Origin of the sequence: Candidatus Poriferisodalis sp. (assembly GCF_965208925.1) — a bacterium.
Classification (GTDB): Bacteria; Actinomycetota; Acidimicrobiia; order Acidimicrobiales; family Poriferisodalaceae; genus Poriferisodalis.
The window spans coordinates 3,504,175-3,519,352 of sequence record NZ_OZ242364.1; the positions used below are offsets into that span (position 1 = coordinate 3,504,175).

The 15,178-nt window shown below is 67.5% G+C and carries 8 protein-coding genes; 2 read left to right on the forward strand and 6 right to left on the reverse strand.

The window, feature by feature from the left end; translation table 11 throughout:
* Positions 1–2 precede the first annotated feature (2 nt).
* Positions 3–1,103 (reverse strand): zinc-binding dehydrogenase, encoded by a 1,101-nt coding sequence (locus tag ACOGI5_RS15515; protein WP_419865304.1) that lies wholly within the window; start codon positions 1,101–1,103, stop codon positions 3–5.
* A 155-nt stretch (positions 1,104–1,258) separates the two neighbouring features.
* Between ACOGI5_RS15515 and ACOGI5_RS15520 the strand changes: the two genes are divergently transcribed.
* Positions 1,259–4,690 (forward strand): carboxyl transferase domain-containing protein, encoded by a 3,432-nt coding sequence (locus ACOGI5_RS15520; RefSeq protein WP_419865305.1) that lies wholly within the window; start codon positions 1,259–1,261, stop codon positions 4,688–4,690.
* Positions 4,691–4,731: 41 nt separating this feature from the next.
* Here the strand turns inward: ACOGI5_RS15520 and ACOGI5_RS15525 are convergent, their stop codons facing one another.
* The 5 genes from ACOGI5_RS15525 to ACOGI5_RS15545 form a co-directional block, all read right to left on the reverse strand.
* Positions 4,732–7,356, reverse strand: a complete 2,625-nt coding sequence (locus ACOGI5_RS15525) for a CaiB/BaiF CoA transferase family protein (protein WP_419865306.1) — start codon at positions 7,354–7,356, stop codon at positions 4,732–4,734.
* 93 nt (positions 7,357–7,449) lie between these two features.
* Positions 7,450–9,969: a CaiB/BaiF CoA transferase family protein gene (locus ACOGI5_RS15530; RefSeq protein WP_419865307.1), complete on the reverse strand. Its 2,520-nt coding sequence runs from the start codon at positions 9,967–9,969 to the stop codon at positions 7,450–7,452.
* A gap of 21 nt (positions 9,970–9,990) precedes the next feature.
* A complete protein-coding gene (locus tag ACOGI5_RS15535; protein WP_419865308.1) occupies positions 9,991–10,875 on the reverse strand; it encodes a hypothetical protein in 885 nt (294 codons plus the stop codon).
* Positions 10,876–10,884: 9 nt separating this feature from the next.
* A complete protein-coding gene (locus ACOGI5_RS15540; RefSeq protein ID WP_419865309.1) occupies positions 10,885–11,901 on the reverse strand; it encodes a hypothetical protein in 1,017 nt (338 codons plus the stop codon).
* A 67-nt stretch (positions 11,902–11,968) separates the two neighbouring features.
* Positions 11,969–12,964, reverse strand: coding sequence for a hypothetical protein (locus ACOGI5_RS15545; protein WP_419865310.1), 996 nt, complete (start codon positions 12,962–12,964; stop codon positions 11,969–11,971).
* 122 nt (positions 12,965–13,086) lie between these two features.
* Between ACOGI5_RS15545 and ACOGI5_RS15550 the strand changes: the two genes are divergently transcribed.
* Complete coding sequence (locus tag ACOGI5_RS15550; protein WP_419865311.1) at positions 13,087–15,165, forward strand: polysaccharide deacetylase family protein; 2,079 nt, start codon at positions 13,087–13,089, stop codon at positions 15,163–15,165.
* Positions 15,166–15,178: the final 13 nt, after the last annotated feature.

Genomic DNA, 15,178 nt, shown 5'->3' on the forward strand with positions numbered 1-15,178 from the left:
GGTCAGTCGAAGACCAGGATCGATCGGCCCGCGATCCGTCCGTTTTCGAGGTCGTCGACTGCTTGGCCGATGTCGTCAATCGCGTACTGCTGCGTCACCAGCGCATCGAGGTCGAGGTCGCCGTCGGCGTGCCACTGCAGGAAGCGGGGGAAATCGACCGCCGGTTCGCAGCTGCCGCCCAGGCTGGAGATGAACGCCCGCTCACCGATGAACAGATGCAAGGTGTCGAGTTCGAGGTTGCGCTGGGGTACGCCGACGAGCACCGCCGTGCCGCCGCGGCTCTGGCCGAACTCGCCTGCATGAGTGGCCTGGTGGATCTGCTCCATCGTGCTTTGGTGCCCGATGCAGTCGAAGGCGAAGTCCACGCCGCGAAGCGGCTGACGCAGGATGTCGAAGCGTTGCTCGTCGGTGGTGAGCGCCCTGATCTGTTCCACAGGGTCGCTGTTGGAGGCGTTGACGCCGTGGGTGGCCCCGAAACGCTTCGCGAATGCCAGCTTCTCTTCCGAGAGGTCCACGGCGATGATCGGGTCGGCGCCGACGAACCTCGCCGCGGCCACAGCGGCCAGGCCGACGCCTCCCACACCGAAGACGGCCACGCTGTCCGCTGCCTTCACGCCTGCGGTGTGAAGCACGGCACCGGCGCCGGTGATGACCGCGCAACCGATGATGCACGTGGCTTCGACGTCGATGCCCTCGGGTACCTTCACCACGAACATCTCATCCGCGATGGTGTGGGTGGCCCACGTGAACACGTTGATGGAGGTCGCAGTGCGTCCGTCGCCGAGTTCGAGCCGCAGGGGTCCGCCCGGGCGGCGTGCGCTCGCCTGGTCCTTCGGCACCCAGGTGACCATCACCGTGTCGCCCGGCGCCAGGCCGGTCACGTCGGGGCCCACCGCAACCACCTCACCGGTGGATTCATGGCCCAACACCTGCGGCGCCCCCCGCGGGTTGTGAATGGTGTGGAGCTGGCTGTGGCAGATGCCCGACGCGTACTGCTTCACCACCACCTCGTGCCCGCTCGGATCGGGCAGCGCCACGTCCAGCACCTCAAGTCCGGCACCGGCCTCCTGCGGGATGACAACAACCCTGGCGTCCACTGGCATCGCACTCCCCTCCCTTGCGCTGCCCCGCTGTCTAGCGGACGCCGACCGACGGCGTCGTGGGCATCGAGCCGCCTTCACATCTAGCGTTAGTCGGCGGATCGTGACGCAGCCAGCGTTGCGTGATGAGCCGCTGTGACTCAGGGGGACGAGAATCGATGGGCCTGAAGAAGCTGCTGATTGCCAACCGTGGCGAGATTGCCGTGCGGGTGGCGCGGGCGGCCAGCGAGCTCGGCATCGGCACCGTTGCGATCGCGGGGGACGACGACGCTGCCTCATTGCACACCCGGGTCGCCGATGAGTCGGTGTCCTTGGACGGCCGCGGCGTCGCGCCCTACCTCGACGTCGATCAGGTGGTCAGCGCCGCGGCGAGTGCCGGCTGCGATGCGATCCATCCCGGCTACGGGTTCCTCGCTGAGAACCCTGCCCTCGCGCTGGCCTGCAAGGCCGCTGACATCACCTTCGTGGGCCCCAGCGCGCTGCAGCTGGAGCTGTTCGGCGACAAGCTGGCTGCGCGGGCGCTCGCGCAGCAGCACCATGTGCCGCTGCTTCCCGCCACCTCCGAGCCGACGTCAGTCCAGGCCGCACGGGCCTTCTTCGCCGAGCACGGGCCGATGATGATCAAGGCCCTCGCCGGGGGCGGCGGGCGCGGCATGCGCGTGGTGCGTGCGATCGACGAGCTCGAGGCTGCCTACGAGCGCTGCGCGAGCGAAGCTGCCGCTGCCTTCGGCAACGGCGACCTCTACGTGGAGCGCCTCATCGAGCGTGCCCGCCACATCGAGGTGCAGATCGTCGGCGACGGCGAGTCGGTCGCCCACCTCGGCGAGCGCGAATGCACGCTGCAGCGGCAGAACCAGAAGATCGTCGAGATCGCGCCCTCGCCCACGCTGCGGCCCGAGACCCGCGACGCCGTCTGCGACGCGGCAGTGGAGATGGCCAAGGCGGTGGGCTACCGCAGCCTGGGCACGTGGGAGTTCCTCGTCGACGCCGACGATCCCTCCAACGTCGCCTTCTGCGAGGTCAACGCCCGCATCCAGGTCGAGCACACCGTCACCGAGGAAGTCACCGGCGTCGATCTCGTGGCCGCTCAGCTGCGGATCGCGGGCGGCGCCCGCCTGGCCGACGTGGGGCTGGCGCAACGAGACGTGCCGTCGCCGCGGGGGTACGCGATCCAGTGCCGCGTCAATACCGAGACCATGCAGCCTGACGGCACCTCGCGTCCTAGCGGTGGCGTGCTCGGCGCCTTCGAACCGCCCACCGGCCCTGGCATCCGCACCGACACCTACGGCTACGTGGGTTACGGCACCAACCCCAGCTTCGATTCGCTGCTCGCCAAGGTCATCGCCTACTGCCCCAGCCGTGACTACACCGATGCGGTGCGCCGGGCACGCCGAGCCCTAGGCGAGTTCCGCATCGACGGCGTCGCCACGAACTTGGGCTTTCTCGCGGCGCTGCTCGACCGTCCCGAGGTCGTCAGCAACGAGCTCACCACCAGCTTCGTGGCCGATCACGCCGAAGCGCTGTGCACGGCCGCCGCGCAGGCGGCGTCAGTCTGGGCGCCTGCCGCGCCGTCGGCCGACGTTCCAGAAGGAGGCCGAGCGGGAGCCGTGGTCGGCAGCGACCCGCTGGCAGTCCTGCACCACGGTGACATCGACGATGCTCCGGCCGACCGGGCCGCCTCCGATGCCGTGCGGGCACAGGCGATGTCAGCAGGCACGGCGTCACTTCATGGCGTACCCGTGGCCACGGTGACCGGTCCTGACGGGAGCATTGCCGTGGCGGCACCGCTGCAGGGCACGATCGTCTCGCTCGCCGTAGCAGAAGGCGACCCGGTGGCCGAAGGCCAGCAGGTCGCCGTGATGGAAGCGATGAAGATGGAGCACGTCGTGACCTCCACGGTCACCGGCATCGTGCGCATGCTTGGCGTATCGCTCGGCGACACCGTGTACGAGGGCCACTCGCTGCTGTTCGTCGAGGAAGCAGAGGTGGACGTCGAGCTGACCGAAGCAGCATCTTCAGTCGATCTCGACTACATCCGGCCCGATCTGGCCGAGGTTCTCGAGCGCCGCGGCTTCGGCCTCGACGAGAACAAGCCCGACGCGGTTGCGAAGCGTCACGGCCGAGGGCACCGCACGGCGCGGGAGAACATGGCCGACCTGGTCGATCCCGGCACGTTCGTCGAATACAGCCCGCTGATGGTTGCCGCGCAGCGTCGCCGCCGCTCCATGGAGGACCTGATCGCCAACACCCAAGGCGACGGCATGGTGGCAGGCGTGGCCAGCGTCAACGGCGACCTCTTCGGCCCGGAGAAGTCACAGGCGATGGTGATGTCCTACGACTACATGGTGCTCGCGGGCACCCAGGGCGGGAACAACCACCGCAAGAAGGACCGCATGTTCGAGATCGCCGAGCACAACCGCCTGCCGGTGGTGCTGCTGGCCGAGGGCGGCGGCGGCCGACCGGGTGACACCGACGGCATCGGCGGCTCCGGTCTGGACTGCTGGGCGTTCACGTTCTTCGCACAGCTCAGCGGCCTGGTGCCGATAGTGGGCGTCACCAACGGCCGCTGCTTCGCGGGCAACGCCGTGCTGCTGGGCTGCTGCGACGTGATCATCGCGACCGAAGGCTCGAACATCGGTGTCGGCGGCCCGGCCATGATCGAAGGCGGCGGCCTCGGCGTGTTCCGCCCCGAGGAAGTCGGCCCGGTGGACGTGCAGTGGCCCAACGGCGTCATCGACGTTCTGGTGGCCGACGAGGCCGAGGCGATCGAGGCGGCGAAGCGGTACCTGTCGTACTTCCAGGGCGCTATCGACGAGTGGGAATGCCATGACCAACGCGAGCTGCGCCACCTCGTGCCCGAGAACCGGCTGCGGGCTTACGACGTACGCGAGATCATCGACAAGCTCTGCGATGTCGACTCGGTGATGGAACTCCGCAGGGGCTGGGGACCAGGCTGCGTGACGGCGTTGGCGCGCATCGAAGGGCGTCCCATCGGTGTGGTCGCCAACAACAATCACCATCTCGGCGGCGCCGTCGACGCTGACACCGGCGACAAGGCCGCCCGCTTCATCCAGCTCTGCGACGCTCACGACATCCCGCTGCTGTTCCTGTGCGACACGCCCGGGATCATGGTGGGTCCCCAGGCCGAGTACGAGGCCACGGTGCGCCACGCCGCCCGCATGTTCGTGACGGCGGCCAACGTGACGGTGCCCTTCATGACCATCGTGCTGCGCAAGGGCTACGGGCTGGGCGCACAGGCCATGGCCGGCGGCAGCTTCAAGGCACCCATCTTCACCGTGTCGTGGCCCACCGGCGAGTTCGGCGGCATGGGCCTCGAAGGCTTCGTCAAGCTGGGCTACCGGCGAGAGCTTGAGGCCATCGAAGATCCCGAAGAGCGCATCGCGGAATACGAGAAGCGGGTGGCCCGGCTGTACGAGCAGGGCAAAGCCGTCAACACCGCCACGTTCTTCGAGATCGACGACGTGATCGACCCCGCGGAAAGCCGCGATTGGATCCGCATGGCGCTGCTGTCCGCCCCCAAACCGCCCCCACGCACCGGCAAGAAACGCCCCATGGTCGACACCTGGTAGCGCACCCGCCGATCGCTCTCTGAGCGGGGTGGCCGCCCGAGTCAGGCGAGGAGTTCGGCGACGGCGAGTTCGGCTATGCGGTCGCTGTCGTAGCCGAGCACCCCGGTGAGGATGTCGAAGGAGTGCTCGCCGAGTGTCGGGCCGCCGTAGGTGACGTCTGCGGGAGTGCGCGAGAGCTGGAAGCGGGAGGCGTCCACGATGGTGGTGCCCTGCTTGGCGTGGGGCACCTCGACCTGCTGGCCGCGGTGGATGATCTGCGGGTCGGCGGTGTACTCCGGGGAGTTCTGCACGATGTGCGCCGCCACCCCCACGTCCTGCAAGCGATGCATCAGCGCGACACCGTCCTGGGAACGGGTCCACGCCGAGATGACCTCATCGAGCTCGTCGTGGCGCTCTTGGCGCTCAGCCAGGGTCAGATCACCCATGTCGCCACGCCCCATCAGGGCCGCCAACGACTGCCACTGGCCCTCGTCGACGCACGAGATCGCGATCCAGTCATCGTCAGGCACCACGGCAGGAAACTGCTCGCTGGCCGCCGTCTGGTAGACGCCCTGGGGAGCGATGTGGCGGTCACGGTTGCCCACCCGGTGCGCCACCCGGCCGTTCACCGTGCGGTCCAGCACCGCCGGGGCCATCAGGTGCAGCGCCGACTCTGCCTGGGACATGTCGATGTACTGGCCCTCGCCGGTGCGGCGCCGGTGCTCCAGCGCTCCCATCACCGCCGCCACCAGCCAGCGGGGCGAGGTGTAATCGGTGTAGGCGCCGAACGGCCCGCAGGGTGCTCGATCCGGCCATCCGACCGGGTAGAAGAATCCGGAGATCGCCGCGGCCATCGTGCCGAAGCCCGCGAGCATCGCCAAGGGGCCGGTCTGGCCCATCAGGCAGCTCGACGCCATGATCACGTCGGGCCGCCGAGCGTGCACTTGCTCCCAGCCCATCCCGAAGCCGGCCATGCCCTTGGGCGAGAACGACTCCACGATCACGTCGGCCCAGTCGATGAGATCCCAGATGACATCCAGCGCGGCCGGCTTGGACATGTCCAGGCAGATGCCCCGCTTGCCAGCGTTCATGTTGTTGTAGAGCGCTGAGTACTCGGGGTCGCCGATGTCGTCACGGAATGGCTGGAGCGAACGTGCCACCTCGAGGCGAGTCTCGGACTCAACCCGGATGATGTCCGCCCCGTAGTCGGCCAGCACCCGCGCCGCAGCGGGCCCCGCCATCGCCCACATGAAGTCGAGCACCTTGACGTTCTCGAGCGGCCGGGCAGTCGAGGCTGTCTGAGCGCTCACGTCGGCACCGGTGACCTCGATGCGGGGTCTCGCCCGGATTGCCTCACCTTCGGACTGTGCGTCCAGCTCGGCCAAGACTTCGGCTGTGTGCTCGCCGAGCTTGGGCGGCGGACCCAGCGGACGCATCGGCGTGGCACTGAAGCGGGCATAGCGGCCGGGATAGGTCACCTCCAGCACCTCGGCGCCTGCCTGACCAGCCGCCCCGGCGTCGGCGCCCTCCACGTCGGCAGCCCGGGTGGCGTCCTGCGCGGCGCCCGCCGTCTGGGTGACCGTCTCCCAGTACTCGCGGGCTGCGAGCTGGTGCGAGTCGACGACTTCGTCGGCCGTCCATACCGGGGTGATCAGCACCCGGCGGCTCATGGCCGCATCCAGCAACTCGGCCTTGGTCTTGGTGGCGAAGAAGTCAGCCAGCACCTGCTTCAGCCGCTCGTACTCCGAGATCGGCTCGCGGCCGTCGAGCAGCATCATGGCGTACTCGGTCCAGTTCTTGTCCCGGGTGGTCTCGTCGCAGAAGCCTTCCTCGTGAACCCAGTTCATGAGGCTCTGCGTGAACGCCCGAAAGCCGGGCCCGAACAGGAACGTCACCGACGCGTGCCCGTCCTTGCACGGCCACATCAGCTGGACATGCAAGCCCTCCACCAGCACTCCGCCGGCATGACGGGTCGGCGGGGTCGCACCCAGCGGCGTGGACAGCGCGTACGACTGGCAGGCCTGGTTCATGCTCTGCTGCGCCGACATGTCCACGTGCTGGCCGAGGCCCGAGACCGTCTGCCGCTCCCAGAGGGCGATCAGCGCGGCGCCCGCAGCTTCGGAGGCAGCGTTGTGGAAGGCCTGCGGGAACAGGCCCCCGGTGCGCAGCGGCGCCCGGTCGGAATCGCCGGTCATCGCCATGTTCACCGCGGCGGCCTGCAGCGTCAGGTCCGAAACTGACCACTCGGCCTTGGGTCCGTCGGAGCCGAACGGCGAGATCGACACGTACACCAGCTCGGGATTGATCTCCGCCAGAGCGCTGTAGCCCAGCCCCAGCGCGTCCATCCGGCCAGGGCCGGCTGATTCGATCAGGATGTCGGCGGCCGCGGCCAGCTCTCGCAGCTTGGCAGCGCCCTCATCGCTTGCCAGGTCCAGCACCACGCTGCGCTTGCCCCGGTTGTAGGCCCAGTGGTGCAGCGACCGCTCGGGATCTTCGATGTCGCCAGCAAAAGGCCCCAGCTGCCGCGCCGACGATCCTTCCGGCGGTTCCACTGCTATGACGTCGGCGCCCATCTGGGCGAGGATCGCCCCGCACAGGTGGCCTCGCTCGTCGGTGAGGTCCAGCACCCGGAACGGGCTCAGCATCGACGTGGACGGAGACTCAGAATCGATCTGGGCGTCAGGCATCCGCACATTTCAGCACGACCGAGCCCGATTGTTCACGATCCGGGCGGGCGGCAGTGCCCGATCCGGCACGACCGATGTCGACGTGACCTGCGGCTACTCCAGCAGTTCGGCGACGGCCAGCTCGGCGATGCGGTCACCGTCGTAGGCCAGCGTCTCGGTCAGCACCTCGAAGCTGTGCTCGCCGAGCGTGGGACCCCCATAAGTGACTGACGCCGGCGTGCGCGACATCACAAACCTTGTGTTCTCGACGATTGTCGTGCCCTGCTTGCCGTGGGGCACCTCGATGAGGTGCTGGCGATGCAGGACTTGGGGATCGATGGTGAACTCCGGCGAATTCTGCACGATGTGGGCGGCCACACCCGCCGCCTGCAACTCGGCCATCAGCTCGTTGCCGTTGCGGCCGCGAGTCCACGCCGAGATGATCTCGTCCAGCTCGTCATGACGTGAGTGGCGCTCGGCCGTGCTCAGCGAGGCCAGGTCGTCGCGACCGAGCGCACTCGCCAGCGCAACCCACTGATCGTCGTCGACGCAGGAGATCGCGATCCAGTTGTCGTCGTGGTCCTCACCGGGCGAACTGCCGGCCGCCGTCTGATACGCACCCTGGGGCGCGAACACCAGGTCCCGATTGCTCGCTGCCTCCCAAATGCGCCCGTTGGTGGTGCGCTCAAGCAGCGCCGGTGCCATCAGGTGCAGCGCCGCCTCGGACTGGGACAGATCCACGTACTGGCCCCTGCCGGTCTGGCGCTTGTGTTCCAGCGCCCCCATCACGGCGGCCACCAGCCAGCGGGGAGAGGTGTAATCGGTGTACGCGGTGAATGGCCCGGAGGGCGCCCGGTCGGGCCATCCCACCGGGTAGAAGAACCCCGAGATCGCCGCAGCCATCGTGCCGAAGCCTGCGAGCATCGCCAGCGGGCCGGTCTGTCCCATCAGGCAGCTCGACGCCATCACGACATCAGGTCGGCGCTCGCGCACCTGCTCCCAGCCCATGCCCCAACCGGTCATGGCCTTGGGCGAGAACGACTCCAGGATCACATCCGCCCAGTCGATGAGGTCCCAGATGACCTCCAACGCTTCGGGCTTGGACATGTCGAGCGCCAAGCCGCGCTTGCCGGCGTTCAGGTTGCTGAACAGGCCCGAGCCGTCGGGGTCGCCGACATCGTCGTGGAATGGCTGGATGGAGCGCACCGCGTCCAGCTTGTTGGCCGATTCGACGCGGATGATCTCGGCGCCGTAGTCGGCCAGTACCCGGGACGCTGCCGGCCCGGCCATCGCCCACATGAAGTCGAGCACCTTGACGCCTTCGAGCGGCGGCGACGTGTGCGCCATCGGGGCGATGGACGCCGGTACTGCGGGCAAGCGCTCCCCCGCGTCCAGCTCAGCCAGGACGTCCGCTGTGTGCTCGCCCAGCGTCGGAGCACGGCCGAGGTTGACCAATGGGGAATCGGTGAACTTTGCGAACGCGCCGGGATAGCGCACCGCGGCGGGATCGAACGCGCCGGCGCCGGCGACAGCGTCGCTGTGGTCGACATCCTCCCAATACCCACGGGTCGCGAGCTGTTCGGAATCGACGACCTCGCCCGTTGTCGACACCGGCGTGATGAGCAGCCGGCGGGTCATGGCCGCATCGAGCAAATCGGCCTTGGTCTTGGTGGCGAAGAACTCGGTGAGAATCTGCTTGAGCCGCTCGTATTCGGAGACCGGCTCTCGGCCGTCGAGCAGCATCATGGCGTACTCCACCCAGTCCTTGTCCCGGGTGGCCTCGTCGCAGAAGCCCTCTTCGTGCACCCAGTCCATGAGGTTCTGGGTGAACGCCCGGAACCCTGGCCCGAACAGGAACGTCACCGAGGCGTGCCCGTCGGCACATGCCCACATCAACTGGATGTCGATGCCCTGCAGGCTGGCGCCGCCGGCGATCCGCTGGGTGACGGTGGCATTCAAGGACGTATTGAGCGTGGACGACATCGATGCCTGGCTCATCGACTGCTGGGCGGACATGTCGATGTGCTGGCCCAGACCAGATCGGGTCTGTCGTTCCCACAGCGCGATGAGCGCCGCGCCAGCCCCTTCGGAGGCCGCATTGTGCATGGCCTGCGGAAGCGTGCCCCCCGCCCGCAACGGTGCCCGGTCCTTGTCGCCGGTGACGGCCATGTTGACCGCCGAGGCCTGCAGCGCCAAGTCCGAAACAGCCCAGTTGGCCTTCGGTCCGTCGCTGCCGAACGGCGTGATCGAGACATGGATGAGCGCAGGGTTGAGCTCAGCCAGCACCTCGCGGCCGAGGCCCAGCGCTTCCGCTTCGCCGGGATCGAACGATTCGAATACGACGTCCGCCCCGGCGATGAGTGCTTTGGCGTGCTCGACGCCCTCGGGAGTGCCGAGGTCAAGCACGACGCTGCGCTTGCCCCGGTTGTAGGCCCAGTGATGCAGCGAGCGCTCGGGATCCTCGATGTCCCCTGCAAAAGGGGCCAGCCGTCGCGCCGGTGAACCCTCGGGCGCTTCGACCGCGATCACATCGGCGCCCATCTGGGCCCAGATGGCGCCAGCCAAGTGGCCGCGCTCATCGGTCAGATCAATCACGCGGTAGTCGGACAGCACTCCGGATGCGTCGGTGTTCATTTCGCCACTCATGGGCACATTTCAGCACGCAGACCGACCCGACAAGTCCGCGTACATCAACGCATAGGCAATGGCCGACAGCGCGCCGAGGACGGGTCCCGCAATCGCGTTGGAGATGAAGTCTCCGTAGGGACTCGGCAGCGCGAGCAGGCCAAGCCACAGGACTAACCCCGCTGCGATGTTCGCCAGCGCGATCAGCGCTGACAGCCCCCATGTCGCCGCCTTGTTCCCGGTGAGCAGCCGCCACCACCTCCGAAAGGACGGGAAACCCGGCTCCAGATACGCGATGACGTAGTGCATCTGGATCAGCGGCACGAAGTATGCGACAGCGCCCACGATCCCAATCACGAAAACGGCGATGCCCAGATACGGGTGCATGAAGGACAGCACGAACAAGACAATCCCCAGTGCGACCACCAGCACCAGCAAGAGGGCGAGGTAGATGATCGACAGCAGGATCGCCTTCGGTACCCGCGCAAGCCCGGTTGCCAGTGCGGGTCCGATTGCCGAAGGGCGGCCTTCAACATCGTCGAGAGCGACCAACGAGAAGGCGATGGTCGTGGCCCAGCCCAGCAGCCAGACCAGCACGCTGACTGCGAACAGCAGCCCCGCATTGACCAGACGATTTCTGTCGATGGAGTCGAGCCAGGCTTCTAGCGACGCTTCAACTTCTTCGCTCCCGGCGAATTCATTTGTTGTCAGGTCCAAGAACTCTTCGAACCTGGGGTTCTCGAAGACCTCGTCGTTGACGATGTCGAAGGCCGACGTGAACGCTGCGACCGAGACGACCGCAACGGCGGCTGCGACGATGGCGATCACCGCAATCTCGCGAAAGCGCCGGCCCACGATGCCGAACGTGTCCCCGATGAGGTCAGGAATGGGCCGGTGTCGCCTGTCGTCAACCACGGCGGAAAGCTAAGTCGGCCGCTGCGAGAACTCGCTACCCACGCCCTCAAGACCATCGCACAGAGCCTCCCCTTGGTCCATGGCCGCCTCGTCGGCAGAAACCCCTGCCAAGTCCACATAGAGGAGCGTGAGGGCGGTCGTGAGGATGGTCAGCTCGGTAACGGTGAAGAAGATGCGAGCGACGGCCCAAGCAACAGAGTCGAACTCAGGTCCCACGGCTTGCCAGACCGCATGAAGCGCGACCACCACGATCTGGCACAACAGCGCCCGTCCGAGGACGAGGCCTCGTCGGCCGCGCACGAGATACCGGGCGCGGCGGAACTTCGGTCGAGGATCCTCCAGCATGATCGCCGTGAAGTAGACGTTGATCTGCGGGACGCTGTAGGCGAGGATGCCGACGACCAAGGGAAGCCACGTCGCGAGGAATCCGAATTCGGAGTCGAGGAGCGTCGAGTAGATGAGTAACTGGAGCGGCACGTAGACCACGGCGAGTGCGAGCCCGAACAAGAGGTTGATGACAGTGACCCTCGGAAGCTTGCGCATCGCCATGCGAGCCGCAGCCATGCCATGAGCTGGATCGTTGCGGGCACGCTGCACGACGAGGCTGGCTGCCGCGATGCTGAAGAAATGAGTGCCGAGCGCGAACGCCAGCATCGATAGGGCTGTGCCGAGCGCGAGCCGGAGTCCTGAGGTGTTTTGGGGGATGTCATCGAAGACCTGCTCGTACGCCCACTGCAGCGCCAGCCACTGCGCGACGACGGCGGCGGCAGCCGGCGCTGCGGTAGCCAGCAGCGGGCGCCATTGGCGGACGATGAAGCGGAACGTGTCGCCGATGAGCGCAGGGATCGGCCGGAGCCGTCCGGGTTCAGGTTGGAGTTCAGGCTCGGAGGGAGGAGCCCAGAAGAACGGAACAGGCGGGTCGTTCGGCGGCTCTCCAGATGCTTCGATCGGGCCGAGAGGCGCCGCTCGCGGAATCTGACGAACGATCTGCGGTGTTTCCTGCTGCGGCGGTCGGCCGACGGGCACGCAGCGAAACTAGCGAACCCCTCGGAGAGCGGAAGGACTGTGCCGAGTCAAGCCGGACTTGCCGACATCAGCCCAGCGGCTCAACCTCCGTTTGCGGGTCTGCGGGCTGTTCGCCCGCAGCGAGATCTGCGTAGACCAGCAAGTTCGCCACGGCGAGCACAGCGACGATCAGCGGCGAGATGATGACGTTGGCGATGAGGTCTCCGTACAGGTCCGGCAGCGGCAGCAAGCCCAGGATCGACGAGGCCACGAACCCGACGACGCCGAATGCCAACGTGAGCAGAACCATGCGACCCCAAATGGCGGCCTTGCGACCCTGCACCAGGCGCCACCAGCGTCGGGGCGAAGGAAGTCCCGGCTCGAGGTATGCCATCACGAAGTAGACGGCGAACAAGGGGCCGAACACGATCGCCGCCAGCGCCCACAGCATCAGGAAGGGAACGAAGATCCCTGGCGGCGTGAAGAAGGTCAAGAGCAGGCATGGCCCGCACGCAGCCATGCACATGACGCCAGCGAGGAGCACGATCTTCGGCATGCGCCGGAACGCCGTGGCCAAGTTCGAGCCGTCGTTGATCGGCCGCCCGTTCACGTCGTCGAACGCTGCCCAGGTGGTGGCGATGTCCTGCACGTAATAGCCGAGCATGCTCGCGACCATGAAGAAAACGAGCAGCGTGATGGCCGTCGCGGTGGGCGTGACGTCGAACGACTCCAGCCAAGCGCCGAAGTCCGCCGGTGCATCGCCCCTGGGATCGCTCAATTCGTCCAGCTTGGCGAAGAACTGACCGTCGAACATGGCGTTCAGGCCGAGGAACAGCATCACGAACGCCACGAGGTAACCGGCCGCGCCGACGACCGCGTACTCGCCGAGCGGGCGCCACCGCCTTCCGAGGAGCGAGAAGGTGTCTCCGAAGAGCTGCGGGATCCGGCGCAGGTCACCGGGCCGCTGCCGGGGGACGTACCGCCGTGGCCGTGCGGGGCTTGACCCGGGTGGCGGAAGCGCCGGTCGGGGCCGCTTGTCGCCCGGTACCGGTCTGATGCCGGACGCGTCCTGATCGTCGGTCACGGTTCGATGCTACTTGTGCGGTGTCAAGCGACTTCAAGTTGCATGTCGGCGTAACGTCACACGCGCCCAACCCACCGCCCCGACGGGATCGCTCGCATCAGCGACCGGTAGAGGAGCCACCTATGAATGACACGGCAACTGGGCTGGTTGCACCGCTGCCCGGCAGCTTGCCGCCGCACCGGGTGAGGTACCTGCCGATGGTGGATCGGCCGCGGGTCCGGTGGCCGAACGATGCACGGGTGGCGTTATGGATCGCTCCGAACGTGGAGCACTACGAGTTCCTGCCGCCACGGGATCCGCAGCGCAACACCTGGGTGCGCTCGCCGCACCCCGATGTGCAGGGTTACGGCTACCGCGACTACGGCAACCGGGTGGGTTTCTGGCGCATGGCAGACGTGCTGGACCAGTTCGGCATTGTCGCCACGGCCTCCACCAATCTCGCCGTCTTCGACCACTACCCCGAAGTGGGCGCTGCCATGGTGGAGCGCGGCTGGGAGATCATGTCCCACGGGATCTACAACACCCGCTATATCTCGTCGATCGACGAGACCGCCGAGCGAGCGTTCTACATCGAGTGCATCGAAGCGCTGCGCAGCCACACCGGACAACAGCTACGCGGCATGCTCGGCCCGGCGGTCTCCAACACCGTTCTGACTCCGGATCTCATGGCCGAAGCGGGGCTGATCTACCACGCCGACTGGTTCCACGACGACCAGCCCGTGCCGCTGGCAACCCGCAGCGGGCAGCGGTTGGTGTCGGTGCCCTACTCGATGGAACTCAACGACGTGCCGGTGTTCACGCAGCACTTCGACACCGCCGAATTCGTGGCGATGGCGAAGGCGCAGCTCGACGTGCTGCGACGCGAAGCCGACGACGGCGCCGGCGGTCGGGTGATGTGCGTGGCGCTGCATCCCTACCTGATGGGCATGCCGCACCGGGTCGACGGGCTCGCAGCGATGCTCGACTACCTGATGAGCCACGACGACGTGTGGCAGACCACGGCCAGCCGTATCGCCGAGCACTATCTCGAACATCACTACGACAACTTCGTCGCCCACGAACCCGAGCCGGCTTCGACGCCACCGAGGCCGGACACCGCAGGCGATCAGATTGAACCGCGGCCTGATCGTCCGAGCGCAACAACTGCCGGTGCGTCAGCGATCGGCACCGCTGCTGCCGATTCCGACGTTGCAAACCGTGCCGCGGGGGACAGCACTGCGGCAGGCCGAACCGGGGGCTACGAGTTCGGCCCGGCCCAGCACCAGCACGGCATGGACCACCCCTACTACGAGTGGTCCCCGCTGCCGGGCCGCGGCCGTTTCGAGTGGCCGGGACGCAGCCCGCTCGCCGTCAGCGCTGTGGTCGTTCTCGAGCACGTCGAGTGGGAGCCGCCGGCCGACGCTTACTCGCTGCGCCGTCGAAGCGGCGGTCTGGCACGCCTGCCCGCGCCTGACTACCCCCAGCTCACGATCCGCGAGTACGGCCACCGGGTCGGCATCTTCCGCCTGCTCGACCTGCTGGATCGCCATGGCATCGCCGTCACCGTCGCCGTCGATGCGCTGACTGCTGAGCACTACGGGTGGCTGGCCTCGCACCTGGTTGAGCGCGGATGCGAGATCGCCGGGCGAGGCATTGCGGCGACCCAACTCATCACGTCCAAGAATTCTGAAGCTGACGAGCGGGACGCCATCGCTCGAAGCCTCGACGCCATCGAGTCCGCCACGGGCATCCGCCCGACCACCTGGTTCTCCGCCGAGGGGGTCGAGTCGTTCCGTACCCCGGCCCTGCTGGCGGAGGCCGGGATTGACACCGTGCTCGACTGGCCCAACGACGAGCAGCCCGTTCTCATGACAACCGAGGGCGTGCTGGCTGGCGTGAACCGGCCCCTCGGCACGCCGCCGATGGTGTCAGCGCCGCTGTTCCTCGAAGCCGACGACGAGTTCGCGCTGTGGCACCGGCGGGTGCCGCTGGATGGCTGGCGCGAGATCATCACCGGCGCCGCAGCCCGCATGCACCGCGACGGCACCGAGCATCCCGCCGGAAGCCGCCTGCTCATGCTGACGCTGCGGCCGTGGCTGGCAGGCCAGCCGTTCCGCATGCCGACCCTCGACGCAGCGCTCGCCGAAGTGACGGCGCTCGGCAATATCCACACCGCCACCGCCAGCGAATTGGCTGCCCACGCGCGTTCGACGCTGCGCTGAGCCAGCCGGTCAC

Coding starts and splice junctions, on each gene's coding strand:
- ACOGI5_RS15520 (WP_419865305.1), top strand. CDS start 1,259: ATGGGCCTGAAGAAGCTGCTGATTGCCAACCGTGGCGAGATTGCCGTG.
- ACOGI5_RS15550 (WP_419865311.1), top strand. CDS start 13,087: ATGAATGACACGGCAACTGGGCTGGTTGCACCGCTGCCCGGCAGCTTG.
- ACOGI5_RS15525 (WP_419865306.1), bottom strand. CDS start 7,356: ATGCCTGACGCCCAGATCGATTCTGAGTCTCCGTCCACGTCGATGCTG.
- ACOGI5_RS15530 (WP_419865307.1), bottom strand. CDS start 9,969: ATGAACACCGACGCATCCGGAGTGCTGTCCGACTACCGCGTGATTGAT.
- ACOGI5_RS15515 (WP_419865304.1), bottom strand. CDS start 1,103: ATGCCAGTGGACGCCAGGGTTGTTGTCATCCCGCAGGAGGCCGGTGCC.